27 protein-coding genes are annotated in these 26,251 nt (G+C 58.4%); 17 read left to right on the forward strand and 10 right to left on the reverse strand.

Features of this window, described 5'->3' with window-relative positions; genetic code table 11:
- Positions 1-63: 63 nt before the first annotated feature.
- Positions 64-381 (forward strand): met regulon transcriptional regulator MetJ, encoded by a 318-nt coding sequence (gene metJ / locus CYR52_RS17105; RefSeq protein WP_072931608.1) that lies wholly within the window; start codon positions 64-66, stop codon positions 379-381.
- A 126-nt stretch (positions 382-507) separates the two neighbouring features.
- On the opposite strand, the gene rpmE is transcribed toward metJ, so the two are convergent.
- Complete coding sequence (gene rpmE, locus CYR52_RS17110) at positions 508-723, reverse strand: 50S ribosomal protein L31 (RefSeq protein ID WP_072931606.1); 216 nt, start codon at positions 721-723, stop codon at positions 508-510.
- Between the two features lie 207 nt (positions 724-930).
- On the opposite strand from rpmE, the gene priA reads away from it, so the two are divergent.
- From priA to rraA, 7 genes are all read left to right on the forward strand, one after another.
- On the forward strand, positions 931-3,129 hold the full coding sequence (gene priA, locus CYR52_RS17115; RefSeq protein ID WP_101829030.1) for a primosomal protein N': 2,199 nt from the start codon (positions 931-933) through the stop codon (positions 3,127-3,129).
- Positions 3,130-3,417: 288 nt separating this feature from the next.
- Complete coding sequence (gene cytR, locus CYR52_RS17120) at positions 3,418-4,446, forward strand: DNA-binding transcriptional regulator CytR (RefSeq protein ID WP_072931602.1); 1,029 nt, start codon at positions 3,418-3,420, stop codon at positions 4,444-4,446.
- 65 nt (positions 4,447-4,511) lie between these two features.
- The gene (gene ftsN, locus CYR52_RS17125) at positions 4,512-5,363 is read left to right on the forward strand and encodes a cell division protein FtsN (RefSeq protein ID WP_101829031.1); all 852 of its coding nucleotides are present in this window, start codon (positions 4,512-4,514) and stop codon (positions 5,361-5,363) included.
- 99 nt (positions 5,364-5,462) lie between these two features.
- Positions 5,463-5,993 (forward strand): ATP-dependent protease subunit HslV, encoded by a 531-nt coding sequence (gene hslV / locus CYR52_RS17130; RefSeq protein WP_072931598.1) that lies wholly within the window; start codon positions 5,463-5,465, stop codon positions 5,991-5,993.
- Between the two features lie 24 nt (positions 5,994-6,017).
- Positions 6,018-7,361 (forward strand): HslU--HslV peptidase ATPase subunit, encoded by a 1,344-nt coding sequence (hslU, locus tag CYR52_RS17135; protein WP_072931597.1) that lies wholly within the window; start codon positions 6,018-6,020, stop codon positions 7,359-7,361.
- A gap of 85 nt (positions 7,362-7,446) precedes the next feature.
- On the forward strand, positions 7,447-8,370 hold the full coding sequence (locus tag CYR52_RS17140) for a 1,4-dihydroxy-2-naphthoate polyprenyltransferase (RefSeq protein WP_072931595.1): 924 nt from the start codon (positions 7,447-7,449) through the stop codon (positions 8,368-8,370).
- 100 nt (positions 8,371-8,470) lie between these two features.
- Positions 8,471-8,956: a ribonuclease E activity regulator RraA gene (gene rraA, locus CYR52_RS17145; RefSeq protein ID WP_072931593.1), complete on the forward strand. Its 486-nt coding sequence runs from the start codon at positions 8,471-8,473 to the stop codon at positions 8,954-8,956.
- A gap of 103 nt (positions 8,957-9,059) precedes the next feature.
- Here rraA and zapB read toward each other — a convergent pair whose 3' ends face one another.
- Complete coding sequence (gene zapB, locus CYR52_RS17150; protein WP_072931591.1) at positions 9,060-9,299, reverse strand: septal ring assembly protein ZapB; 240 nt, start codon at positions 9,297-9,299, stop codon at positions 9,060-9,062.
- Between the two features lie 546 nt (positions 9,300-9,845).
- Between zapB and CYR52_RS17155 the strand changes: the two genes are divergently transcribed.
- From CYR52_RS17155 to glpX, 3 genes are all read left to right on the forward strand, one after another.
- A complete protein-coding gene (locus CYR52_RS17155; RefSeq protein ID WP_072931589.1) occupies positions 9,846-10,697 on the forward strand; it encodes an MIP/aquaporin family protein in 852 nt (283 codons plus the stop codon).
- Positions 10,698-10,736: 39 nt separating this feature from the next.
- Complete coding sequence (gene glpK, locus CYR52_RS17160) at positions 10,737-12,251, forward strand: glycerol kinase GlpK (RefSeq protein WP_101829032.1); 1,515 nt, start codon at positions 10,737-10,739, stop codon at positions 12,249-12,251.
- Between the two features lie 113 nt (positions 12,252-12,364).
- Complete coding sequence (glpX, locus tag CYR52_RS17165; protein WP_101829033.1) at positions 12,365-13,375, forward strand: class II fructose-bisphosphatase; 1,011 nt, start codon at positions 12,365-12,367, stop codon at positions 13,373-13,375.
- Between the two features lie 29 nt (positions 13,376-13,404).
- On the opposite strand, the gene emrD is transcribed toward glpX, so the two are convergent.
- Positions 13,405-14,589, reverse strand: a complete 1,185-nt coding sequence (gene emrD, locus CYR52_RS17170) for a multidrug efflux MFS transporter EmrD (RefSeq protein ID WP_072931583.1) — start codon at positions 14,587-14,589, stop codon at positions 13,405-13,407.
- A gap of 292 nt (positions 14,590-14,881) precedes the next feature.
- Here emrD and fpr point away from each other — a divergent pair, with 292 nt between their 5' ends.
- Positions 14,882-15,628 carry a ferredoxin--NADP(+) reductase gene (gene fpr / locus CYR52_RS17175; protein ID WP_101829034.1) on the forward strand — a complete coding sequence of 249 codons (747 nt, stop codon included), beginning with the start codon at positions 14,882-14,884 and terminating at the stop codon, positions 15,626-15,628.
- An 18-nt stretch (positions 15,629-15,646) separates the two neighbouring features.
- Here the strand turns inward: fpr and CYR52_RS17180 are convergent, their stop codons facing one another.
- Positions 15,647-16,069, reverse strand: a complete 423-nt coding sequence (locus CYR52_RS17180) for a DUF805 domain-containing protein (RefSeq protein WP_101829035.1) — start codon at positions 16,067-16,069, stop codon at positions 15,647-15,649.
- A 137-nt stretch (positions 16,070-16,206) separates the two neighbouring features.
- Here CYR52_RS17180 and CYR52_RS17185 point away from each other — a divergent pair, with 137 nt between their 5' ends.
- Both CYR52_RS17185 and tpiA read left to right on the forward strand, forming a co-directional pair.
- Positions 16,207-16,812: a DUF1454 family protein gene (locus CYR52_RS17185; RefSeq protein ID WP_165698481.1), complete on the forward strand. Its 606-nt coding sequence runs from the start codon at positions 16,207-16,209 to the stop codon at positions 16,810-16,812.
- A 127-nt stretch (positions 16,813-16,939) separates the two neighbouring features.
- The gene (gene tpiA, locus CYR52_RS17190) at positions 16,940-17,707 is read left to right on the forward strand and encodes a triose-phosphate isomerase (RefSeq protein WP_072931577.1); all 768 of its coding nucleotides are present in this window, start codon (positions 16,940-16,942) and stop codon (positions 17,705-17,707) included.
- Between the two features lie 103 nt (positions 17,708-17,810).
- Here tpiA and CYR52_RS17195 read toward each other — a convergent pair whose 3' ends face one another.
- The 3 genes from CYR52_RS17195 to cpxP form a co-directional block, all read right to left on the reverse strand.
- Complete coding sequence (locus CYR52_RS17195; protein ID WP_072931575.1) at positions 17,811-18,800, reverse strand: sulfate ABC transporter substrate-binding protein; 990 nt, start codon at positions 18,798-18,800, stop codon at positions 17,811-17,813.
- A 168-nt stretch (positions 18,801-18,968) separates the two neighbouring features.
- A complete protein-coding gene (gene pfkA, locus CYR52_RS17200) occupies positions 18,969-19,931 on the reverse strand; it encodes a 6-phosphofructokinase (RefSeq protein WP_072931573.1) in 963 nt (320 codons plus the stop codon).
- A gap of 599 nt (positions 19,932-20,530) precedes the next feature.
- Positions 20,531-21,061, reverse strand: coding sequence for a cell-envelope stress modulator CpxP (cpxP, locus tag CYR52_RS17205; protein ID WP_072931571.1), 531 nt, complete (start codon positions 21,059-21,061; stop codon positions 20,531-20,533).
- A gap of 150 nt (positions 21,062-21,211) precedes the next feature.
- Here cpxP and cpxR point away from each other — a divergent pair, with 150 nt between their 5' ends.
- Genes cpxR through trmL form a run of 3 tightly spaced genes read left to right on the forward strand, consistent with a single transcriptional unit; the run spans position 21,212 to position 23,789 of the window.
- Entirely contained in the window at positions 21,212-21,910 is a 699-nt protein-coding gene (gene cpxR / locus CYR52_RS17210) for an envelope stress response regulator transcription factor CpxR (protein WP_072931569.1), read from the forward strand.
- Positions 21,907-23,277: an envelope stress sensor histidine kinase CpxA gene (gene cpxA / locus CYR52_RS17215; protein ID WP_072931567.1), complete on the forward strand. Its 1,371-nt coding sequence runs from the start codon at positions 21,907-21,909 to the stop codon at positions 23,275-23,277. The genes cpxR and cpxA overlap by 4 nt, the downstream gene beginning before the upstream one ends.
- Before the next feature lie 38 nt (positions 23,278-23,315).
- On the forward strand, positions 23,316-23,789 hold the full coding sequence (trmL, locus tag CYR52_RS17220) for a tRNA (uridine(34)/cytosine(34)/5-carboxymethylaminomethyluridine(34)-2'-O)-methyltransferase TrmL (protein ID WP_072931565.1): 474 nt from the start codon (positions 23,316-23,318) through the stop codon (positions 23,787-23,789).
- A gap of 68 nt (positions 23,790-23,857) precedes the next feature.
- On the opposite strand, the gene cysE is transcribed toward trmL, so the two are convergent.
- The 3 genes from cysE to secB all read right to left on the reverse strand — a co-directional run bounded on the left by cysE (position 23,858) and on the right by secB (position 26,240).
- Positions 23,858-24,673 (reverse strand): serine O-acetyltransferase, encoded by an 816-nt coding sequence (cysE, locus tag CYR52_RS17225; RefSeq protein ID WP_072931563.1) that lies wholly within the window; start codon positions 24,671-24,673, stop codon positions 23,858-23,860.
- Between the two features lie 77 nt (positions 24,674-24,750).
- Complete coding sequence (gene gpsA, locus CYR52_RS17230) at positions 24,751-25,770, reverse strand: NAD(P)H-dependent glycerol-3-phosphate dehydrogenase (RefSeq protein ID WP_072931561.1); 1,020 nt, start codon at positions 25,768-25,770, stop codon at positions 24,751-24,753.
- Positions 25,770-26,240, reverse strand: coding sequence for a protein-export chaperone SecB (secB, locus tag CYR52_RS17235; protein ID WP_072931559.1), 471 nt, complete (start codon positions 26,238-26,240; stop codon positions 25,770-25,772). The genes gpsA and secB overlap by 1 nt, the downstream gene beginning before the upstream one ends.
- Positions 26,241-26,251: the final 11 nt, after the last annotated feature.

Here is a 26,251-nt window from a genome sequence, read left to right on the forward strand (position 1 = left end):
AGATCGGGCATAATCAGCCGGTTTTTAGAATTTTATATTTTTCCGACAAATTTAAGGTGTCCCATGGCTGAGTGGAACGGCGAATATGTCAGCCCATACGCTGAACACGGTAAAAAAAGCGAGCAAGTTAAAAAAATCACGGTGTCTATCCCGCTGAAAGTGCTCAAAATTCTGACGGATGAACGGACACGTCGCCAGGTGAACAACCTGCGCCATGCCACCAACAGCGAACTGTTGTGTGAGGCGTTCCTTCATGCCTTTACCGGCCAGCCGCTGCCGAATGATGCTGACCTGCGCAAAGAACGCAGTGATGAGATCCCGGAAGAAGCGAAAGTAATGATGCGCGAAATGGGTGTGGATCCCGATACCTGGGAATATTAAGCGGGGCGGTGGGCCGGTGCCCGCCGTGTTGCGGTGATTTTTCCAGACCTGGAAAAAAGCAGAAATGCCGGAACCAGAAATGCAAAAAGGCGCCTGAAGGCGCCTTTTTCGTCGTGCGGGCAGTAATTACTTCTTAGCGCCCGGTACGCTGAAACGCTTGTTGAAGCGGTCAACACGACCACCGGTAGCCACGTCACGTTGCTTACCAGTATAGAACGGGTGACATGCGCTGCACACGTCCAGGTTCAGATCGTGACCCATAGTAGAACGGGTTTTGATCACGTTACCGCAGGTGCAAGTGATGGTAACGAAATCGTATTTCGGGTGGATACCTTGTTTCATGGGAAAACCTCAGTTAAGGCCGCGTCGCTATCCAGCCCTGTTTTGCCAGACACCACGCGTAGTGGATAAAGTTAGGTTTTGATAACATCAAAATGTATCAAAGGCGGCGAATCATACAGAAACCCGCAGGCCGATGCAAACGCATCCACACATTTTGAGGCACACAGTGTACACTATTCCGACATTTTTTAACAGTCCGGACACCTGATGCCTGTCGTTCATACCGCCCTGCCCGTGCCCCTCAACCGTACTTTTGACTATCTGCTGCCTGACGGCCTGCCGCCGGTGGTGCCCGGCGCGCGCATCACCGTGCCGTTCGGCAAGCGTCAGGTGGTGGGCGTGGCGGTAGGGGTCAGTGAGCAGAGCGAACTGCCGCGTGACCAGCTCAAACCGGTGGACGGCGTGCTCGACAGCCACAGCCTGTTCAGCCCGCTGATGTGGCGGATGCTGCACTGGGCCGCCGGTTACTACCACTTCCCGCTGGGGGAGGTGCTGTTCCATGCGCTGCCGGTGCTGTTGCGCCAGGGCAAAATGGCTGAGCTGCCGCCGCGCTGGCAGTGGTTCGCCACCGAACAGGGGCGGGTGACGCCGCCCGACAGCCTGAAACGGGCGCGCAAGCAGCAGCAGGCGCTGGCCACGCTGTTACAGGGGCCGGTCTGGCGCGACGCAGTGGCTGACCTCGAACTGACCGAACCGGCACTTCAGGCGCTGCGTGCCAAAGGCCTGGCTGACCTGCGCGCGCAGGCGGCCGGGGTGGCGGACTGGCGGCCGGGCTTTGAGGTGCTCGGGGAGCGGTTGCGGCTCAACACCGAGCAGGCCACCGCGGTGGGCGCGATCCGCAGTGAGGATGACCATTTCGCCCCCTGGCTGCTGGCAGGCGTGACCGGCTCCGGTAAAACCGAAGTCTACCTCAGCGTTCTGGAGAATATCCTCGCCGCCGGTAAGCAGGCACTGGTGATGGTGCCGGAAATCGGCCTGACGCCGCAAACCATCGCCCGCTTCCGCGAGCGTTTCAATGCCCCGGTGGAGGTGCTGCACTCCGGCCTGAATGACAGCGAGCGGCTGGCCGTGTGGCTGCGGGCGCGTAACGGTGAGGCGGCGATCGTCATCGGCACGCGCTCCTCGCTGTTTACCCCGTTTGCGCGGCTCGGCGTCATCATCATCGATGAAGAGCATGACAGCTCCTATAAACAGCAGGAAGGCTGGCGTTACCATGCGCGCGACCTGGCGGTGTACCGCGCCCATGCGGAAGATGTGCCGATCGTCATGGGCTCGGCCACCCCGGCGCTGGAGACGCTGCACAATGTCCAGACCGGCAAATACCGCCAGCTCACGCTGGCGCGCCGCGCCGGTAACGCCCGCCCGGCTGCCCAGCACCTGCTGGACCTGAAAGGGCTGCCGCTGAAAGCGGGCCTTTCCCAGCCGCTCCTGAAACGGATGCGTGAACATCTGGCGGCAGACAACCAGGTGATGCTGTTCCTCAACCGGCGCGGTTACGCCCCGGCCCTGCTTTGCCATGAGTGCGGCTGGATCGCCGAATGCCAGCGCTGCGACCACTACTACACCCTGCACCAGCACCTGCGGCAGTTGCGCTGCCACCACTGTGACAGCCAGCGGCGCGTGCCGTACCAGTGCCCGCAATGCGGCTCCACGCAGCTGATGCCGGTGGGCGTTGGTACGGAGCAGCTGGAACATGAGCTGGCCCCGCTGTTCCCGGACACGCCGATCACCCGCATCGACCGCGACACCACCAGCCGTAAAGGCGCGCTGGAGCAACACCTGGCCGATGTTCACCGCGGTGGCGCGCGCATCCTGATCGGCACGCAGATGCTGGCGAAGGGCCACCACTTCCCGGATGTCACACTAGTTTCCCTGCTGGACGTGGACGGCGCGCTCTTTTCCGGCGATTTCCACTCGGCAGAACGCTTCGCCCAGCTCTACACCCAGGTTTCCGGCCGCGCCGGGCGGGCGGGCAAACAGGGTGAGGTGATTTTGCAGACCCACCACCCGGAACACCCGCTGTTGCAGATTTTGCTGCGGGAAGGGTATGACGCCTTTGCCCGCCAGACGCTGGCCGAGCGCAAAAGCGTGTTTCTGCCGCCCTTTACCAGCCACATTCTGATCCGCGCGGAAGATCAGGATAACCAGCTGGCGGCCCAGTTCCTCCAGCAATTACGCACTCTGTTTGAGGCCAGCCCGCTGCGCGAGGAGTCGCTCTGGATCCTCGGCCCGGTGCCGGCGCTGCAACCCAAACGCGGCGGGCGTTTCCGCTGGCAGTTGCTGTTGCAGCACCCGGCGCGCCGCCTGCTCCAGCGCCTGATGACAGAGTCCCAGCCCCTGATTGCTGCCCTGCCGCTGTCACGCAAGGTCAAGTGGACAGTGGATGTTGACCCGATCGACGGCTGACCGGCAGAACGATAATCCCGCGCCGGAAAAAAGCCACCCTCGGGTGCCGGAGTTGCGCAGCACATCGAAAAAGTCTTCACTGCTCACACTTTTCATGCAAATTAGGTAACAAATCCTAACCACAATCTGTTTAGAATGTGGTTAGGTATGCACCCAAAACAGATACGCTGTCAGCCTCAGGGAACCAGGCATGTATGACAAAATGACACGTTGCCTGCCGTCAGTGGCTCAGCATCATGATTTTCCAGGTAGTGGCACCGGCCTGCCGCCTGTGCAAGGAGAGACGCGTTGGAATTAAAAAAAGAAATACCGATGGCGACCATGAAGGACGTTGCCGAGATGGCCGGGGTATCCACCGCCACTGTGTCGCGCGCCCTCATGAACCCCGAAAAAGTCTCCGCCCCAACCCGGCAAAAGGTTGAACAGGCGGTGCTGGCTGTCGGCTATTCTCCCCATGCCCTCTCCCGCAACATCAAACGCAGCGAATCCCGTACCATTCTGGTGATCGTCCCGGACATCAGCGACCCGTTCTTTGCTGATGTGATCCAGGGCGTTGAGCGCACCGCCGCGGAAAACGGCTACCTGGTGCTGATTGGTGACTGCGCCCAGCAACAGCAGGAAGAGCGTACCTTTATCAACCTGATTATCACCAAGCAGATTGACGGGATGCTGCTGCTCGGCTCCAACCTGCCGTTCGATGCCAGCAAAGAGGAGCAGCGCAACCTGCCGCCGATGGTCATGGCCAATGAGTTCGCGCCGGAGCTGGAGCTGCCGACCGTGCACATTGACAACCTGACCGCGGCCTTCGAAGCGGTACATTACCTGCACCGCCTCGGGCACCAGCGCATCGCCTGCATTGCCGGGCCGGAAAAAATGCCGCTGTGCCATTACCGGCTGCAGGGCTATATTCAGGCGCTGCGCCGCAATAACCTGCCGGTGGAGAGCCACTATATTGTGCGCGGGGACTTCAGCTACGAAGCCGGGGCGCAGGCGCTGGGCACGCTGATGTCGTTGCCGAAACCGCCGACCGCCATCTTCTGCCACAACGACATCATGGCGATGGGCGCGCTCTCCCAGGCGAAAAAGCTGGGCCTGCGCGTGCCTTATGATGTGTCGCTGGTCGGCTTTGATGACATCAAACTCTGCCAGTACAGTGACCCGCCGATGACCACCGTCGCCCAGCCGCGGTTCCAGCTTGGCCGCCAGGCGATGCTGCTATTACTTGAACAGTTGCAGGGTCATGCGGTACAAAGCGGCTCACGGCTGCTCGAGAGTGAATTGGTGGTACGTGGCAGCACCGCAGCGCCTAAGCGCTAGTCAAACTTTTTAGGGTTCAGTAACATGACCGACTTCATTCTTCATCACGACACAGCGAAACGATAGTGGCACAGAGAGACTATGTAAGCCGTGGGCGCGCAGGAGCGCGGCGGAAAGCCCCCGGCCGGAAGAAAAAAAGCAGTTCTCCGGGTATCTCCAAAACGATGGTGGCACTGGCTGTCGCGGTTCTGGTGACATTTATCGGTGGCCTCTATTTCATCACGCACAATAAGTCAGAGGATGCGGAACCGCTGCTGCCGGCGCACCCTGCCCATCCGGGCAATGGGTTGCCGCCGAAGCCGGAGGAGCGCTGGCGTTACATCAAAGAGCTGGAAAACCGGCAGATAGGCGTGCAGACCCCGACGGAACCGACCGCCGGCGGTGAAGTGAAATCGCAGACGGAACTGACGCCGGAGCAGCGCCAGTTGCTGGAGCAGATGCAGGCCGACATGCGCCAGCAGCCGACGCAGCTCTCTGAGGTGCCGTATAACGATCCGTCACAGAGCACGCATACGCCGGCCACCACCCGGATGCCGCCGGTGACCAGCAGCCTGCCGCGCGAGCAGCCGGTACAGCCGCAGCCGCCGAAAACCGTGCCGCGGCCCCAAACCACGCCATCGCAGCCTGCCGCGCCGGTCACGGCAGTGCAGCCGAAGGCGGAGAAACCGAAAGAAAAAGAGAAAGAGAAGCCCCAGCGCTGGATGGTGCAGTGCGGCTCCTTCCGCACCGGCGACCAGGCGGAGTCTATCCGTGCGCAGCTGGCCTTTGAGGGCATCGAAAGCCGCATCACCGCCAATGGCGGCTGGAACCGCGTGGTGCTTGGGCCTTACAGCTCCCGCGCCGCGGCAGATAAGTCTTTACAGCGCCTGCGCGGCGTCGGTATGTCCGGCTGCATTCCCCTTGCAGCCGGGGGTTGAAAAGCCACAATCCTCCCCCATCTCTATTCTCAATATGCCCCGGCCCGGTGTTGATGCCCCGGTCCGGGGGCCTTTTCTGACTGCAACGAGGGTTTGCTCGTGACAACAATTGTAAGTGTGCGCCGTAATGGCCAGGTCGTAATTGGTGGCGATGGCCAGGCAACCCTGGGAAATACCGTTATGAAGGGCAACGTGCGTAAAGTACGCCGTCTCTACAATGACAAAGTGATTGCCGGTTTTGCCGGCGGCACGGCCGACGCCTTCACCCTGTTTGAACTGTTTGAGCGCAAACTTGAAATGCACCAGGGCCATCTGGTCAAAGCGGCCGTGGAGCTGGCGAAAGACTGGCGTACCGACCGGATGCTGCGCCGCCTGGAAGCGCTGCTGGCGGTGGCTGACGAGAACGCGTCGCTGATCATCACCGGTAACGGTGACGTTATCCAGCCTGAAAATGATTTGATTGCCATTGGTTCCGGCGGCCCTTACGCCCAATCAGCGGCGCGCGCCCTGCTGGAAAACACTGAGCTGGGCGCCCGTGACATCGTGGAAAAATCCCTGGGTATTGCAGGCGATATCTGCATCTACACCAACCAATTCCATACTATTGAAGAACTGCCTTCTAAAGCGTAAGGACCGAATACTATGCCGTCTACTATGACCCAACGGTCTGAAATGACCCCGCGCGAGATTGTCAGCGAGCTGGACAGCTACATCATCGGCCAGGACAAAGCGAAGCGTGCCGTTGCCATTGCCCTGCGTAACCGCTGGCGCCGGATGCAGCTCGATGAAGCGCTGCGCCATGAAGTGACCCCAAAAAACATTCTGATGATCGGCCCCACCGGTGTGGGTAAAACCGAAATTGCCCGCCGCCTGGCGAAACTGGCGAACGCGCCGTTCATCAAGGTAGAAGCCACCAAGTTCACCGAAGTGGGCTATGTGGGTAAAGAAGTCGATTCCATCATCCGCGATCTGACGGATGCCGCCGTGAAAATGGTGCGCCTGCAATCGATCGACAAAAACCGCCACCGCGCGGAAGAAATGGCAGAAGACCGCATCCTGGATGTGCTGGTACCGCCGGCGAAAAACAACTGGGGCGTGCCGGATGAAAACCAGGAGCCGTCCGCTGCGCGTCAGGCATTCCGCAAGAAACTGCGTGAAGGCCAGCTTGACGACAAAGAGATCGAAATCGATCTGGCGGCGGCCCCGATGGGCGTTGAAATCATGGCGCCTCCGGGCATGGAAGAGATGACCAACCAGCTGCAGTCCATGTTCCAGAACCTGGCAGGGCAGAAGCAGAAACCGCGCAAAATCAAGATCAAAGAAGCGTTTAAGCTGTTGATCGAAGAGGAAGCGGCGAAACTGGTTAACCCGGAAGAGCTGAAAGAGCAGGCGATCGAAGCCGTTGAGCAGCACGGTATTGTGTTTATCGATGAGATCGACAAAATCTGTAAGCGCGGCGGCCAGGGCTCCGGCCCGGATGTCTCCCGCGAAGGCGTACAGCGTGACCTGCTGCCGCTGGTGGAAGGCTGCACCGTTTCTACCAAGCACGGCATGGTGAAAACTGACCACATCCTGTTCATCGCGTCCGGTGCCTTCCAGACGGCGAGCCCGGCTGACCTGATCCCGGAATTGCAGGGCCGCCTGCCAATCCGTGTGGAACTTCAGGCGCTGTCGACCAGCGATTTCGAACGCATCCTGACAGAGCCAAGTGCCTCGCTGACTGAGCAGTATAAAGCGCTGATGGCGACAGAAGGCGTGACGGTCTCCTTTACCGAAGACGGCATCCGCCGTATCGCAGAAGCAGCCTGGCAGGTGAACGAAACCACCGAAAACATCGGTGCCCGCCGCCTGCACACCGTGCTTGAGCGTCTGATGGAAGACATCTCTTATGACGCCAGCGAGAAAAGCGGTGAAACGTTCGCAATTGATGCGGACTACGTCGGGAAACACCTGGATCAGCTGGTGGCCGATGAAGATTTGAGCCGTTTTATCCTGTAATTCGCGTCCATAATCCCATACTATTTGCAGGGAGGCTTCGGCCTCCCTGTTTTTTTATGGCATTCCCCCCGGACAAAAGCGAATCATGAGCGAACAATGTTATACCTCGCCAGGCCGTGCCTGGCTGGAAAGCCTGCGGCCGCGCACCCTGCCGCTGGCTTTCGCCTCTATCGTGGCAGGCTCGGCGATAGCCGCCTGGCACCACAGTTTCCACCCGGTTATTGCCCTGCTGGCACTGCTGACCGCCGGCCTGCTGCAAATTCTGTCCAATCTGGCGAATGATTACGGCGACGCGCTGAAAGGCAGTGATACGCCTGACCGCCTCGGGCCATTGCGCGGTATGCAGAAAGGCGTGATCAGCGCCGCACAGATGAAACGGGCGCTGATCATTTCCGTGCTGCTGACGCTGCTGTCCGGCATCGGGCTTATCGCCGTGGCCTGTGACACCCCGCAGGATGTGCTGGGCTTTGTGCTGCTTGGCCTGCTGTCGATTGCCGCCGCCATCACCTATACCGTGGGGTCAAAACCTTATGGCTACCGCGGCCTGGGGGACATTTCCGTATTGACGTTTTTCGGCTGGATCAGCGTTGCCGGCACCTATTACCTGCAAACCCACCGGCTCGACGGCGTAGTGTTCCTGCCCGCGACCGCCTGTGGCCTGCTGGCGGCGGCCGTGCTCAACATCAACAACCTGCGGGACATCGACAGCGACAGCGCCAACGGCAAAAATACCCTGGCGGTACGGCTGGGCGCACGTAAAGGGCGCTACTATCACGCCATGCTGCTGGCGGGCGCGGTGCTCTGTTTTACCCTGTTTGCGCTGTTGTACCTGCACAGCCCCTGGGGCTGGCTGTTTGTGCTGGCGCTGCCGGTGTTGCTGCGCCACGGGCGGTTTGTGGTACGGGAACAGCAAGCCTCGGCGATGCGGCCGATGCTGGAGCAGATGGTTAAAGCCGCGCTGTTAACCAACGTATTGTTTGCGCTCGGTGTGGTGCTGAGCATCAGTTAATTCATTATGGCTGAAGGCAAAGTTAACAATTGATGATTTTGCCAACATCCGCCAGAAAGGGATATACTGGATATTCCTGCATCAACCAGACGTTAATCCTATGAAATACGATACTTCCGAACTGTGCGATATTTATCACGAAGAGGTGAACGTCGTTGAGCCTCTGTTCTCCAACTTTGGCGGGCGTACCTCATTTGGCGGACAGATCACTACCGTGAAATGTTTCGAAGATAACGGCCTGCTGTATGATCTGTTAGAAGAGAATGGCCGCGGCCGGGTGCTGCTGGTTGATGGTGGGGGGTCGGTGCGCCGGGCGTTAATCAATGCCGAGCTGGCGCGAATTGCCACGCAGAACGAGTGGGAAGGGCTGGTGGTTTACGGCGCGGTACGTCAGGTGGACGATCTGGCAGAGATGGACATCGGCATCCAGGCGATGGCCGCCATCCCGGCCGGGGCTGCCGGTGAAGGCATTGGCGAAAGTGATATCCGCGTCAATTTCGGCGGGGTGACGTTCTTCTCCGGCGATCATCTCTATGCAGACAACACCGGGATTATCCTGTCGGAAGATCCGCTCGACATCGAATAAGCCGCGTCCGGGGCAGGTTCGCCGGGCAACAAAAAGGCACTCTGCGGAGTGCCTTTTTCGTTCTGACTTTACACCCTTGCGGCGTGCGCCGGGTGCGAGGGAATCAGACCTCTTCCATTTTTCCCAGCAGGGCACGCAGACGATCCTGCCATACGTGCTGCTCTTGTTTCAGCTGCTCATTCTCACGCACCAGCATTTCGTGGTGGCTGCCGGCATTCTGAACTTCCTGAGAGAGCGTGTTGTTCTTCTCTTTCAGTTCTTCAATTTCCATTTGCAACAGGGTGATGGTGTCAATCGCCTGCTGAACTTTCGCTTCTAATCTCTCAAAAACTTCAAATGACATTCTTAATTCCTCTTATGTGCGTAAGGCGTACAGCTTGTTGTGTCGTCCGCTCCAGGGGAGGCAGAGGCAGCAAAACGGCTTAGTTTTGAAAACAAGCGCCCTTTTCGAAACGCTGCGGCTGAATCAGCTCGGCGCGCCGCTTGAACAAATCCGGTTGTATTTAATAAAGTCGATTGTATGTAGCCTGTCTGCCGCTGTCTAGCCACATCCCGGCGTTAACCGGGCTGAGTGCGCCATTTTATTCCCCTCATTTGCCGGCCCGGCAAAAAAGCGTGAACCACCACGCGCAGGCGCCTGACACGAAACGGTAAGATGACCGGTTTACAGATGCGCGATTAGCGTAAATTGGCGAGAAAATAACGCGTATTCGCTCATTTTTATGACAGACCACACACATTTTAAGTTCGCTATTTCTCGTTTTTGCTCGTTAACGATAAATTCACATTGTGTTCTCATTTCTAAAATGAGCAATTAAGTGAATTAACCTTTGTTACATCACAGCGACCAACAATAACTTATGAACCTTACCGTCTGTAGGACTTCACTATGAGCCAATTAACCAGCACTACCCTGAAAGGCCAATGCATCGCCGAATTCCTGGGAACTGGTCTTATCATTTTCTTCGGCGCCGGTTGTGTGGCGGCCATGAAACTGGCGGGTGCCAGCTTCGGACAGTGGGAAATCAGCGTCATCTGGGGCCTGGGCGTGGCCATGGCGGTGTACATGACCGCCGCTATTTCAGGTGCCCACCTCAACCCGGCAATCACCATCGCGTTATGGCTGTTTGCCTGCTTTGACGGCCGTAAAGTCGCCCCGTATATCCTGGCGCAGTTCGCCGGGGCCTTCTGCGCCGCCGCCCTGGTCTACGGCCTCTATTACAATCTGTTCTTTGTGTATGAACAAGGCCACAATATGGTCCGCGGCAGCGTGGAAAGCCTTGACCTGGCGGGCATTTTCTCGACGTACCCTAACCCGCACATCTCGATTTTGCAGGCATTTATTGTGGAAACCGTTATCACCGCTATTCTGGTCTGCCTGATTATGGCCCTGACCGATGACGGCAACGGTGTGCCGCGCGGCCCACTGGCCCCGCTGCTGATTGGTTTGCTGATTGCGGTGATCGGGGGGTCTATGGGCCCGCTGACCGGCTTCGCCCTGAACCCGGCGCGTGACTTCGGCCCGAAACTGTTCGCCTTCCTGGCGGGCTGGGGCAAAGTCGCCTTTACCGGCGGGCTGAGCATCCCTTATTTCCTGGTGCCGATCTTTGGCCCACTGGTGGGGGCGTCCCTCGGTGCCTTTGGCTACCGCGCCCTGATTGGCCGCCATCTGCCGTGCGAAGTGTGCGAGACAGACGAGAAAGCCAAAGCAGCCCCTCAGCCTACACAGCGCAAAGCGTAAGCAATAACGCGTTCCCGGTTAACTTTTTGCAGGATGATTATGATGACGCCAGAAAAAAAATACATTGTCGCGCTTGATCAGGGCACAACCAGTTCCCGCGCGGTAGTTCTCGATCACGATGCCAACATTGTGGCGGTTTCCCAACGTGAATTTACCCAGATCTACCCGAAAGCGGGCTGGGTTGAGCATGACCCGATGGACATCTGGGCCTCCCAAAGCTCAACACTGGTGGAAGTGCTGGCACATGCTGACATCCGTTCTGACCAGATCGCCGCGCTCGGGATTACCAACCAGCGTGAAACCGCGATTGTCTGGGATAAAGAGAGCGGCAAACCCATCTATAACGCCATCGTCTGGCAGGACCCGCGCACCGCGGACTACTGCGAGAAACTGAAAAAAGAGGGGCTGGAAGAGTACATCCAGCACACAACCGGGCTGGTGATTAACCCCTATTTCTCCGGTACCAAGGTGAAATGGATCCTCGACCACGTGGAGGGCGCCCGTGAGCGCGCCAAGCGCGGCGAACTGCTGTTCGGTACCGTGGACACCTGGCTGGTGTGGAAAATGACGCAGGGCCGCGTGCACATCACCGACTACACCAACGCCTCACGCACCATGCTGTTCAACATCCATAAACTGGAATGGGATCAGCGGATGCTGGAGATCCTGGACATCCCGCGGGAGATGCTGCCGGAGGTGAAATCCTCGTCAGAAATTTACGGCCAGACCAACATCGGCGGGAAGGGCGGCACGCGTATTCCTATCGCGGGTATCGCCGGCGACCAGCAGGCGGCGCTGTACGGCCAGCTCTGCGTAGAACCCGGCATGGCGAAAAACACTTACGGCACCGGCTGCTTTATGCTGATGAACACCGGCACCGAAGCCGTGACCTCGACCCACGGCCTGTTGACCACCATCGCCTGCGGCCCGCGCGGCGAAGTGAACTATGCGCTGGAAGGGGCCGTATTCATCGGCGGCGCGGCGATCCAGTGGCTGCGTGATGAGATGAAACTGATCAGCGACGCGGCGGACTCCGAGTATTTCGCCCTGAAGGTCAAAGACTCCAACGGCGTGTATATGGTGCCGGCCTTTACCGGCCTCGGTGCCCCCTACTGGGACCCGTATGCCCGCGGCGCACTTTTCGGCCTGACCCGTGGCGCAAACGCCAACCATATTATCCGCGCCACACTGGAATCGGTGGCGTACCAGACGCGTGACGTGCTGGAAGCGATGCAAAACGATGCCGGCACCCGCCTGCAAACGCTGCGCGTGGATGGCGGCGCGGTGTCTAATAACTTCCTGATGCAGTTCCAGTCTGACATTCTCGGCACCCGCGTGGAGCGCCCGGAAGTCCGTGAAGTGACGGCGCTCGGGGCGGCCTACCTGGCCGGCCTGGCGGTGGGCTTCTGGAAAGATCTGGACGAAGTGCGCGCCAAAGCAGTGGTCGAGCGTGAATTCCGCCCGAGCATTGAAACCACAGAGCGTAACTACCGTTATGCCGGTTGGAAAAAAGCGGTTGCCCGCGCCCGCTCCTGGGAAGATCACGAAGAATAACCTGCCCCTTCAGGCTCCCCTTACCGGGGAGCCTGCTCTCCTGCCCGGTTCCCTGCCCCGCTTTCCCCTGTGTTACACTTCTGCGCATCTTCCTTACCGCAGACAGGTTTGCCATGAAACGTGAATTAGCCATCGAGTTTTCCCGTGTAACCGAAGCCGCCGCACTGGCGGGCTATAAATGGCTGGGCCGGGGCGATAAAAACGCCGCTGACGGCGCGGCTGTCCATGCCATGCGCATCATGTTGAATAACGTAGATATCGATGGCCGGATTGTGATTGGCGAAGGGGAGATTGATGAAGCGCCGATGCTCTACATCGGGGAGAAAGTCGGCACCGGAAAAGGGGACGCCGTCGACATCGCGGTGGATCCGATTGAAGGCACGCGCATGACGGCGATGGGCCAATCCAACGCCCTGGCGGTGCTGGCCGTGGGCGACCACGGCACCTTCCTGCACGCACCGGACATGTACATGGAAAAACTGGTGGTCGGCCCCGGTGCATACGGCAGTATTGACCTGACGCTGCCGCTGGAACAGAACCTGCGCAACGTCGCGGCCCGGCTCAACAAACCGCTGGCTGACCTCACGGTGATCATTCTGGCCAAGCCGCGCCACGACGCCACCATCAGGCAGCTGCAACAGCTCGGGGTGAAAGTCTTTGCCATCCCTGACGGTGACGTGGCCGCGTCTATCCTGACCTGCATGCCGGAAAGCGAAGTGGATGTGATGTACGGCATCGGCGGTGCGCCGGAGGGCGTCATCTCGGCGGCGGTGATCCGCGCACTGGACGGCGACATGCAGGCCCGGCTGTTGCCGCGCCATGAAGTCAAAGGGGAGAATGAAGAGAACCGCCGCATCGGTGAGCAGGAGCTGGCACGCTGCAAAGCGATGGGCATTGAGGCCGGTCAGGTGCTGACGCTGGAACAGATGGCGCGCAATGACAATGTGATCTTCTCCGCGACAGGCATCACCAAAGGGGATCTGCTGGACGGCATCCGCCGTCAGGGCAATATGGCGACCACAGAAACCCTGTTGATCCGCGGTAAATCCCGCACCATCCGCCGCATCACCTCCACGCACTTCCTGGATCGCAAAGACGCGGCGCTGCACCCTTACATCCTGTAGCCACCGCGTCTGAGCATCTGCGCCCGGTGTCAGGCGGTGTCACCCGCTTCCTGATGCCGGGCCGCCATCGGCCACCAGCAGAGCAGCATCAGCACCGCCGTAGCGAACATCAGCAGCCCCAGGCTGAACTGGCCGGTTTGCGGCAGCATCGCTGAGAGCCAGGCCACCAGTCCCGACCCCATATTCTGCATCCCGCCGACCAGCGCCCCGGCCGCCCCCGCCAGATAGGGGAAGGGCTCCATCGCACCGGTCGTCGCGAGGGGAAACAGCATCCCCGCGCCAAAGAAAAACAGCGCCGCCGGGATAATCAGCGTCCAGATGGTCATGATGCCGAACCACCCCGGCACCCACATCATTAACCCGGCCAGCAGGCAACTCAGCACCGCGTACCACATCAGCTGGTGAAACGAGGCACCCGCCTTACCGGCAAACCAGGCACCGAAAAAAGCCGCCGGCAGCGGCAGGATAAACAGGATACTCACCGTCAGGCTGCTCAGCCCCAGCACGCCGCCCATCAGCACGCCGCAACTCGCTTCAAACACCGCGATCCCTGCCAGCGCGCCCATCAGAATCACCAGGTAACGGCTGAAGTTGCCGTCGGCCAGCAACGGTTTAAAGCCGCTGAACAGCGCCCGCGGTGCCTGCCCCGCCGGGCGGGTTTCCGGCAGCCCACGATACATCGCTAACGCGACTCCGCTGCACAACAGCAGCAGAAAGGCGAAACAGGCGCGCCAGCCAAACCAGCCCGCCAGTGCACCGCCGATAAGAGGTGCCAGCAGCGGGCTGACCAGAATGCCCATATTCAGCAGGCTGTTCGCCTGACGCAGCGCACTGCCGGCGTAGAGGTCACGCGGCATGGTACGCGCCATCACCCCGGCAACGCCGGTGCCCATACCTTGCACCGCCCCGGCCACAATCAGCCCGTTCAGGCCGGTAGCCAGCAGCGCCCCGGCGGCACCCAGCAGGAAAATCAGCATCCCGGTAAAGATCACCGGCCGCCGCCCCACCCGGTCTGACACCGGGCCATACACCAGTTGGGAGAGGCCATACATCATCAGGTAGGCGGCCATTACCCGCTGCACTGCGCCGGGTTTAACGGCAAAGTCCTGCGCTATCTCAGCAATGGTCGGCACATAAATGGTCTGCGCCATCTGCCCGACGGCCACCAGCAGGATCAGCATGGCCATCAGGTGAAGGTTTTCAATTTTTTTCATGGTTTTCAGGGTAGTAAATCAAGCTCAGAGGCCGGCGCGCCCGCGGCCGGGAAAGTGGGCTGTACGCTACCAAAACCGCGGCTATTGTTAAAACTTTGCAGCGATCTGGTTTCAGGCGGGCTGGCAGGCGGCCGCTCCAGCGCTGTAAAGCGCGCTGTACGCCAGCCGGCCTTTCAGCACGCCAATCCCATTTAATCGATAATTGTTCACAGAAAGATCACCTACCATCGGGGTCACAGGATGCAGCGTGCCGCAACGCGGCCACCCGATAATCAACAGGAGCACTGACACTATGGCAGAGTGGGTAACAGGAAAGGTCACGCAGGTGGAACACTGGACAGACGGCCTCTTAAGCATCCAGGTCAATGCGCCGGTCGATCCTTTCACGGCCGGGCAATTCGCCAAGCTGGCGCTGGAGATAGAGGGCGAGCGCGTTCAGCGCGCCTACTCGTATGTCAATGCGCCCAGCGATAAGAATCTGGAGTTTTATCTGGTGACGGTGCCGGAGGGCAAGCTCAGCCCACGGCTTCATGCGTTACAGCCCGGTGATGAACTGATGGTCACGAAAGAGGCCGCCGGCTTTTTTGTGCTGGATGAAGTACCGGAATGCCGGACGCTGTGGATGCTGGCCACCGGCACCGCCATTGGCCCTTACCTCTCTATTTTGCAGGAGGGCAAAGATCTGGAACGTTTTGACCACATCGTGCTGGTACACGCCGCCCGTTATGCGCGCGATCTCAGCTACCTGCCGCTAATGCAACAGCTTCAGCAACAACTGAACGGCAAGCTGAAAATCCAGACGGTAGTGAGCCGCGAAACCGTCCCCGGCTCCCTGACCGGGCGTGTCCCGGCGCTGATTGAGAGCGGGGAACTGGAAGCGGCGGTCGGCCTGCCGATGGAGGCGGAAACCAGCCACGTCATGCTGTGCGGCAACCCGCAGATGGTGCGCGACACGCAGCAGGTGCTGAAAGAGAGCCGCGAGATGCGCAAACACCTGCGCCGCAAACCGGGCCACATTACCAGCGAGCATTACTGGTAACCGGCCCCGTCCGCCAGGCTATAACCGGTAACGCACCGGTTCAGCCGGCGGGCCGAAGCGGTTTTTGTCCGGCGTGCCCGGCATAAAGCCGCACTCCACCAGCATCATGGCAAAAATCACTGACGGAAGCAGGCGGCCCAGCGCCCAGGACGCCGTTGACGGCAGCATCTGCCAGTTTCCGGCTGCCAGTACCCAGGCCAGAATCAATAAAAATGCCCACCCACCGGCGCGGTTGCGATCATGCAGGCGTTTCACCAGCACCGCCGAGGTGGGCCACAGCAGGAAAACAATCAGGAACGCGGCCGACTGAATCTCCACCCAGCGCCGGTCAGCGGCCAGGAACGCCGCGCCCATCACCACTAACCACACCACCAGCCATACCCAGAAATCCCGCCGCCCCAGACGGCCGCGAAAAGAAAATCCCCATGCCTGCAATGTCATTCACGCTTCTCCTTATCCGCACTGAGCGCCAGTGTACCTCACGCCCGCTCGCCCCGGCAGCGCAGTGCGGCTTTTTTGACTTTTACCCCTGAATGCCGTTTTAATCGGACACAGATTCCCGCGATATATACGACATGATGAAAAGATCCCTGATTCCAATATTGGCCGCCCTGCTGGCCGTCAGTGCCCTGCCCCGTGCGGTGGCCGATCCGCCCGATGCCGGGCATAGCGCCCTGGGCAATGAGATGCCCAAAGCGCCTTATCTGTTGAATGGTGCCCCCACGTTTGACATGACGGTGGTGAAATTCCGTGAAACCTATAACGGCCAGAACCCCTCCCTGCCGATTAACGAGTTTCGCTCGATTCCGGACACCGAACCCCATGCCGTCCTGACGCGCGCCGCCAGCAAGATCAATGAAAATCTCTATGCGTCAACCGCGCTGGAGAAAGGCACCGGCAAAATCAAAACCATGCAGGTGACCTACCTGCCGATTCAGGGTAACGAGGAAAAAGCCGCGCGCGCCACCGCCATCAGTTATATGGCGGCGTTGATGCGTGAGTTCGAACCGGCGCTGAATGTCGAGCAGAGTACCGCCAGGGTGGCGGAACTGCTGGAAGCCGGCAAAGGCGCGCAATTTTATCAGCACCAGGTTGGTGCCATCCGCTATGTGGTGTCTGATAACGGGGAAAAGGGGCTGACGTTTGCCGTAGAACCGGTGAAACTGGCCCTTTCGGAGCCGTAAGAGCAGGGTTAACCATGACGAAAAGCAAAGCCTTTTGCAGCAATCCTCTCTATACTGGTCCGCAGGTAAATTGCCTGTAAGGCAGTCATTTTAGTCGAATCTCGTCTCTCAGCTTGGAGGATTTAACATGCGTCATCCCTTAGTAATGGGTAACTGGAAGCTTAATGGCAGTACCCATATGGTTAACGAACTGATCGCAGGCCTGCGTAACGAATTGAGCGCAGTCAACGGTTGCGGCGTAGCCATCGCACCTCCGGCACTCTATCTGGATCAGGCCCGCCACCAGCTGGCCGGCAGCCGCATTGCCCTGGGTGCCCAGGACGTAGGCGTTAACCTGTCAGGTGCATTTACCGGCGAAACTTCTGCCGAAATGCTGAAAGACATCGGCGCGCAATACATCATCATCGGCCACTCTGAGCGCCGCACCTATCACAAAGAAAGTGATGAGTTCATCGCCAAGAAATTTGGCGTGCTGAAAGACACCGGTCTGATCCCGGTGCTGTGCATCGGTGAAACCGAAGCGGAAAACGAAGCCGGCCAGACGGAAGCCGTGTGCGCCAAACAACTCGACGCCGTGCTGAACACCCTGGGCGCGAAAGCCTTCGAAAACACCGTGATTGCCTATGAACCGGTCTGGGCGATTGGTACCGGCAAATCTGCGACCCCGGCACAGGCACAGGCAGTGCACAAATTCATTCGTGACCACATTGCCAAACAGGATGCTGACGTCGCTGAGAAAGTGATCATCCAGTACGGCGGTTCCGTGAACGCCGGTAACGCGGCTGAACTCTTCACCCAGCCGGACATCGACGGCGCGCTGGTGGGCGGTGCGTCCCTGAAAGCTGACGCGTTTGCCGTGATCGTGAAAGCGGCAGCAGAAGCCAAACGCGCATAATTTCCCTGCCGTTGGCCCATAAAAAAACCCCGCCTGGCGGGGTTTTTTATTGCGCTGGACGCAGGGTTTCTCGTCCTGAAAAACTGATATCGCCCTTAAAACATTAGCGGCGGGTGATCTGGTCAAAGATGGCACCGGTGGCGAAGTGCGTTTTCTGCGCGTCAGCCCAACTGCCGGCGACGTCATCCACAGTAAACAGCTTCAGTTTCGGGAATTCGTTGGCAAATTTTGCCGCAACTGCCGGGTCACGCGGGCGGTAGTAGTTCTGCGCGGCAATCGTCTGGCCTTCCGGGCTATAGAGATATTTCAGGTAGCCTTCCGCCACTTCGCGGGTGTTGCGGCGGTCTACAATACGGTCCACCACAGACACCGTTGGCTCCGCCAGAATGGACTCGCTCGGCGTCACGATATCAAACTTATCTTTACCCACTTCTTTCACTGCCAGCTGGGCTTCGTTCTCCCAGGCGATCAGCACGTCACCCATACCACGTTCCACAAAGGTATTGGTGGCACCGCGGGCACCGGAATCCAGCACTTCCACGTTTTTATACAACGCCTTCACGAAATCCTGTGCTTTGGCCTGGTCGTTATTGTTGTGGTGCAGTGCGTAGCCCCAGGCAGCCAGGTAGTTCCAGCGTGCGCCGCCGGAGGTTTTCGGGTTCGGGGTAATCACCGACACGCCGGGCTTCACCAAATCCGGCCAGTCGTGGATCTGTTTCGGGTTGCCTTTACGCACCAGGAAAACGATGGTGGAGGTGTACGGCGCGGAGTTATCCGGCAGGCGTTTGATCCAGGCTTTATCAATCCGGCCGCGTTCAGCGATAGCGTCCACATCATAGGCCAGCGCCAGCGTGACGACGTCTGCATCAATACCGTTGATCACAGAGGTCGCCTGCTTGCCGGAGCCGCCATGTGACTGGCGAATCGTGACATGATCGCCGGTTTTCGCTTGCCAGTATTTGGTAAACGCCTGGTTATACTCCTGGTAGAGCTCCCGCGTTGGGTCGTAAGAAACGTTAAGCAATTGGATATCTTTTGCCAAAGTGCCTGTTGCGGCCAGCATTAGTGCCAGTCCTACTCCCCATTTACGCATCGTTATGCTCTCCCGGTGTCGATCATTGCAAAGTGGTTTATGGCTTTCAGCCTGCCAGAAACCCCAGCAAGGATTAAAGAATAAAAAGATAGCGACTATGTTTTTTTGGAATAAGCATTTGAAGGCGAAAAAAAACCTCCCGGCGGGAGGTTTTTTGAAGACAGGGGATCAGTAGAGCTTTTTCGCGGTATCCAGCCAGTCAGACTTGAACGGCCGCTTCATGTTTTCGATGGCATCAATGATGTCATGGTGAACCAGCTTCTCGTTCTGAATACCGACACAACGGCCGCCGTAACCCTGGAGCAGCAACTCGATGGAGTATGCGCCCATGCGGGACGCCAGGATGCGGTCGTAGGCGACCGGCGCACCGCCGCGCTGGATGTGGCCCAGCACCGTGGCGCGGGTTTCGCGCTTGGTTTCGCTCTCAATGTGGCGCGCCAGCTCGTCGATGTCACAGATGTGTTCGGTGATCGCCACAATCGCGTGTTTTTTCCCTTTGGCGATACCGGCTTTAATCTCTTCGACCAGATCGTCACGGGTAAACTCAACTTCCGGCAGGACGATGAACTCACAGCCACCGGCAATGGCCGCGGCCAGGGTCAGGTCACCACAGTAACGCCCCATCACTTCAACAATCGAGATACGCTGGTGAGAAGAGGAGGTATCGCGCAGGCGGTCAATCGCTTCGACGACCGTTTCCAGCGCGGTGAAATAGCCGATGGTGTAGTCGGTACCGGCCACATCATTGTCGATGGTGCCCGGCAGGCCGATGCACGGGAAGCCCATTTCGGTCAGGCGTTTTGCCCCCATGTAGGAGCCGTCACCGCCGATAACCACTAACGCGTCGATGCCGCGTTTTTTCATGTTTTCAATGGCTTTGGCGCGAACCGCTTCATCACGGAATTCAGGGAAACGGGCAGAACCCAGGAAGGTACCGCCGCGGTTGATCATATCGGACACGCTGTAGCGGTCCAGTTTTTCCATGCGATCTTCGTACAAGCCGAGGTAGCCGTCATAGACACCGAAAACTTCCAGCCCTTCGGTCAATGCGGCACGCACAACACCGCGGATTGCAGCATTCATACCTGGGGCGTCACCGCCACTCGTCAGTACACCAATTTTTTTGATCATGACTACCTCTGAACTTGTAGATGCAATTTCTTAAAAATGCTTATTCCGCCGATTATACGTACGCCGCGCAGTATAGAAAATGAACCGGTCTTTGGGTCAGCGATAGTATAACAAAAAGCCCTGGCTGAATTGATTCAGGTCACTCTATCGCCGGGTAATCCACTGCTTGTTGCAAGGCTGTTCAATAATCGGCATCCAAAAACGTTTCCTGGTGAAAACTGGCCTGATGTTCTTATGTCCTTGCCGTTCCTGCGTTAACGACAGGCAGGTGTCCTGGGTAATGAAGCGTGCGTGCGCGTCTGAGCCGGCACGGAATACCAACACGCTGCGGGAGGTATCATACCTTTTTCTGCCGCACATTGATGCTATAAGAATAGCACTATTCCTAACCCCGTCAGAGGGATGAAAAGAGGCCATGTTTGCACGCTTATCACCGGAAGGGTGAACCGGCCGCAGGCCGGCGGAAGCATGATACAGCGTAAAACAGTCAGGCTACCGTGATAAGTCAGAAAGAATCTGCCTGCAAAAAAGTGCAAAAAAAACCCCACCTTTCGGTGGGGAAGACAGGGATGGTGTCTATGGCAAGGAAAAACAGGGTACTACTCTTTGGTACTCAGCTTCTGGGCAGAAGTCGGTTGCAACTCGTTCATGCGCTGCGCGTTTTGCTGTTGCACTTGTTGCATCCTCTGCAATTGGTCCATACGTTGCTGGTGTTTCTGTGCCAGCACGGTTTTCTGGTCATCGGTCAACAGGTTGTACATCAGGTTACGCACCCGGGCCATTTCAACCTGGCGGGCCACTTGCTCACGGGCCATCTTTTCGGCCTGGGCCTCAACCGCAGCCTGATCAAAGTTCTTCGCCGTGATCAGCCTATGCATGGTTTCCATTTCAGCTACATTGATACGGGGCATGTCACGACGTGCCTGGTGCATCAAGTCACGCATTTGCTGGCGTTGTTCTTCCGTGAGGCTGACGCCATCAAACATTAATTCATTGTTCGCGTAGCCATGCTTCAGCATGGATTCGTTATGGTGCCAGGCAGGTTCACTGGTCGTTGTCTCAGCAGCCTGTGCCATACCCGCAGAGAGCGGCAACAAGGTGGCCAACACTAACGCAGTTACCTTTTGCATCTAAAAACTCCTGGTGCCGTTCACGATTCGTTATTCAATGTGAACCAGTGTAGGGCAGCAGCTGCAAACATGCGTCAGTGCATGTAAAACTTCGTAAAGTCATGGAATGCCAACAATTGATGACGTATTTTGCGTCTAGAGGTAAAGACAATGAATAAAATCCTTTTAGTCGATGACGACCGTGAACTCACGTCGCTTTTGAAAGAACTGCTGGATATGGAAGGGTTTGACGTCGTGGTCGCCCATGACGGTGAACAGGCCCTGGAACAGCTGGACAGCAGTATTGACCTGCTGTTGCTGGACATCATGATGCCGAAGAAAAACGGCATTGATACCCTGAAAGAGCTGCGCCAGCACCACCAGACGCCGGTGATTATGCTGACCGCCCGCGGCAGCGAGCTGGACCGCGTGCTGGGGCTGGAACTGGGCGCAGATGACTACCTGCCGAAGCCGTTTAATGACCGGGAGCTGGTTGCCCGCATCCGCGCCATCCTGCGCCGTTCACACTGGAGCGAGCAGCAGCAGAATGGGGAAAGCGGCGCGCCGACCTTACAGGTGGATTGCCTCCAACTGAACCCAGGGCGACAGGAAGCCAGCTTTGAAAATCAGGTGCTGGATCTGACCGGCACGGAATTCACGTTGCTCTATCTGCTGGCGCAGCACCTGGGCCAGGTCGTGTCACGTGAGCATCTCAGCCAGGAAGTGCTGGGCAAACGCCTGACGCCGTTTGACCGCGCAATTGATATGCACATCTCCAACCTGCGCCGCAAACTGCCTGAACGCAAAGACGGGCACCCGTGGTTCAAAACCCTGCGCGGCCGTGGCTATCTGATGGTATCCGCAACATGATCAACAGTTTAACAGCACGAATCTTCGCCATTTTCTGGTTTACCCTGGCGCTGGTGCTGATGTTAGTGTTGATGGTACCTAAACTGGACTCCCGCCAGCTGACCCCGTTGCTCGAAAGTGAGCAGCGGCAGGGGCTGATGCTGGAACAGCATGTGGAAGCCGAGCTGGCCAGCGATCCGGCCAATGACCTGATGTGGTGGCGGCGTCTGTTCCGCGCCATCGACAAATGGGCGCCGCCGGGCCAGCGCCTGTTGCTGGTCACCAGTGAAGGGCGGGTGATTGGCGCGCAGCGCAACGAGATGCAGATCGTCCGTAACTTTATCGGCCAGTCGGATAACGCCGATCGGCCGAAAAAGAAAAAATATGGCCGGGTGGAAATGGTCGGCCCGTTCTCGATCCGTGATGGTGAAGACAACTACCAGCTCTACTTAATCCGCCCTGCCAACAGCCCGCAGTCTGACTTTATCAACCTGATGTTTGACCGGCCGCTGCTGTTGCTGATCGTCACCATGTTAATCAGCTCACCGCTGCTGTTGTGGCTGGCGTGGAGCCTGGCGAAACCGGCGCGCAAGCTGAAAAATGCCGCAGATGATGTGGCGCGCGGCAACCTGAAGCAGCATCCGGAACTGGAAGCCGGGCCGCAGGAATTCCTGGCGACCGGGGCGAGTTTCAACCAGATGGTGAGCGCACTGGAAAGAATGGTGACTGCCCAGCAACGGCTGATTTCTGACATCTCCCACGAACTGCGCACCCCGCTGACGCGCCTGCAACTGGCTACGGCCCTGATGCGCCGGCGTCATGGCGAGGGTAAAGAGCTGGAGCGTATTGAAACCGAGGCGCACCGGCTGGACAGCATGATCAACGATCTGCTGGTGCTGTCCCGCAGCCAGCATAAAAACGAGCTGGCGCGCGAACCGCTGAAGGCCAATACCCTGTGGGCGGACGTGCTGGAAAATGCGCAATTTGAGGCGGAGCAAATGGGCAAAAAGCTGGAGATCACCTCTCCGCCGGGCCCGTGGACGCTGATTGGCAACCCTTCCGCCCTGGACAGCGCGCTGGAGAATATCGTGCGCAATGCGCTGCGTTATTCCCATCATCACATTGCCGTGGCCTTTGCCTGTGACGAGGAAGGCATCACCATTACGGTGGATGATGACGGCCCCGGCGTGTCACCGGCCGATCGGGAGCAGATTTTCCGGCCGTTCTACCGCACTGATGAAGCGCGCGATCGCGAATCCGGCGGCACAGGGCTGGGCCTGGCGATTGTCGAAACCGCCGTTTCCCAGCATCGCGGCTGGGTACGGGCCGATGACAGCCCGCTCGGCGGCTTGCGCCTGATTATCTGGCTGCCGCTGCACCTGCGTTAAGTTTCTGGTATTCTGCGCCCCTCAATTCTGGGGGGCGTATGCTGAATATCGTTTTATTTGAACCTGAAATCCCACCAAATACCGGCAATATCATCCGCTTATGTGCTAATACCGGTTTTCGTTTACACCTGATTGAGCCGCTGGGCTTTCCCTGGGACGACAAACGCCTGCGTCGCGCCGGGCTGGATTACCATGAATACGCGTCGATCCAAAAACACGCCGACTACGCCCGGTTTCTGGAACAGGAGCAGCCTGAGCGGCTGTTTGCGTTGACCACCAAAGGCACGCCTGCTCACAGCGCAGTGAGTTACCAGGCTGGGGATTATCTGTTGTTCGGGCCGGAAAGCCGCGGTTTGCCTGCCGACATTCTGGATGCCCTGCCCGCCGGGCAGAAAATCCGCATTCCGATGCAGCCCAACAGCCGCAGCATGAACCTGTCGAATGCGGTGTCCGTGGTGGTGTATGAGGCGTGGCGCCAGCTTGATTATGCCGGGGCGCTGGTGAAATCCTGATTAGTGCAGTGACAATAAAAAAAGCAGGCCGGGCCTGCTTTTTTTGTTTCTGCCGGAACGGGTGACGGTTAAATCCCGTCACCATAGACGAAACCGTCGCCGTTAAAGTGTTGATCCATATCGAGTGACGGTTTCTCACTCTCCGGGCGGCCCACAATACGCGCCGGCACCCCGGCCGCCGTGGTGTGCGCCGGTACGGAATGCAGCACCACGGAACCGGCACCAATTTTCGCGCCGCGCCCGACTTCAATATTGCCGAGAATTTTTGCGCCCGCGCCAATCATGACGCCTTCCCGGATTTTCGGGTGACGGTCGCCGCTGGTTTTCCCGGTCCCGCCCAGGGTCACGGATTGCAGAATCGAGACATCGTTTTCCACCACCGCCGTTTCCCCGATCACAATGCCGGTTGCGTGGTCGAGCATGATGCCGCAGCCGATTCTGGCCGCCGGGTGGATGTCCACGCCAAAGGTAACGGAGATCTGGTTCTGGAAATACACCGCCAGCGCCTGGCGGTTCTGCTTCCACAGCCAGTTGCCGATGCGGTACGCCTGAAGCGCATGGAAACCTTTCAGGTAAAGCAGCGGCGTGGAGTACTTGTCTACCGCCGGGTCGCGCAGCCGGACGGCCAGAATGTCCCTGGCGGCGGAGAGGGTCATCTGCGCATCAGAGCGGTACGCCTCTTCCACCACTTCACGGATGGCGATGGCCGGCATAATCGGGCTGCCCAGCTTGTTGGCCAGAATGTAACTGAGGGCGCCGCCGAGGTTTTCATGTTTAAGCAATGTTGCATGGAAGAAACTGGCCAGCATCGGTTCACAATCAGCCAGCGCCCGTGCTTCTGATTTGATGTAATTCCAGACCTGTTCTAACTCTTCAGACGACATTGCCTTTTCCCCTCTGCCTTACGTAAAGAAGCCACGCGACCGGCTTTAGCGGCCGCGTGGCTGGATAAAATCACCGGTCAGGCGCTCTGTTTTTCGTCTTTTCTGGTGCGACCCAGTAACGTTGTGGCGGCTTCCCGTGCATCTTTATTGCAATACAACACCTGATATATCTGTTCAGTAATCGGCATTTCAACCTGATGGCGTTGCGCCAGCGCCAATACCTCTTTGGTATTGCGATAGCCTTCTACCACCTGGCCTATCTCATCCTGCGCCTGCTGAACCGTTTTCCCCTGCCCCAGCATAATACCGAAACGCCGGTTACGGGATTGGTTATCTGTGCAGGTCAGCACCAGATCGCCCAGGCCGGCCATCCCCATAAAGGTGGTCGGGTCCGCGCCCAGCGCCGAGCCAAGGCGGCTCATCTCTGCCAGACCGCGGGTAATCAGCGCGGTACGGGCGTTGGCCCCAAACCCGATGCCGTCTGACATGCCGGCACCAATCGCGATCACGTTCTTCACCGCACCGCCCAGCTGCACACCGATAAAATCGGGGTTGCTGTAAACGCGGAAGCTTTTGCCGCAGTGCAACAGCACTTGCAGGTCATCCGCGAATTGCGCGTCAGTGGAGGCGAGCGCGATAGCCGTCGGCAAACCGGCCGCCAGCTCTTTGGCAAACGTCGGGCCGGAGAGCACCGCGAGCGGCATGGCATCACCCAGTGCCTCACGCGCCACATCCTGCAACAGGCGGCCGGTTTCTGCTTCCAGCCCTTTCGTCGCCCAGACAATTCTGGCATCCGCACGCAAATGCGGTTTCAGCTGGCGCAAGACATCCCCGAACACATGGCTCGGCACCACCACCAGCACATCGCGGCTGGCCGCCAGCGCACGGGCAAGGTCGGTTTCCAGCAACAGGGAATCAGGGAAAGGCACATCGGGCAGAAAAGCCTGGTTGCAGCGGGCTTGCTGCATGGCATTGATATGGTGTGGGTTGTGGCCCCACAACACGACGTGGTGGCCATTACGCGCGAGGGTAATGGCCAGAGCGGTGCCGTACGAGCCGGCACCGATCACTGTCATTGACGCATTGACACTATCCATCAGGCATCCTGATGTGGAGCAGCACCTTCGCCTTCAGACTGCTGTTGCAGGTAGTTCATGAACAGCGCATCAAAATTGACAGGGGCCAGGTTCAGTTGCGGGAAAGTACCGCGTGACACCAGGCTGGTGATGCACTCACGCGCATACGGGAACAGGATGTTCGGGCAGTATGCACCCAGGCAATGCGCCAGTTGCGTCCCTTCGATACCGGCGATAGAGAAAATCCCGCCCTGTTGTACTTCACACAGGAATGCGGTTTCTTCGCCCAGGGAGGCGGTCACGGTGACACGCAATACCACTTCATACACGTCGTCAGCCAGTTGGCTGGAGGCGGTATCAAGATCCAGTTTAACTTCCGGCTGCCACTCCTGCTGGAAAACCTGCGGAGCGTTCGGCGCTTCGAAAGAGATATCTTTAGTGTAGATACGTTGGATCTGGAAACCCATTTCTGTGTTGTTTTGCTCTGACATGTTAGTCATAC

Origin of the sequence: Chimaeribacter arupi, assembly GCF_002858805.1 — a bacterium.
GTDB classification, from domain to species: domain Bacteria; phylum Pseudomonadota; class Gammaproteobacteria; order Enterobacterales; family Enterobacteriaceae; genus Chimaeribacter; species Chimaeribacter arupi.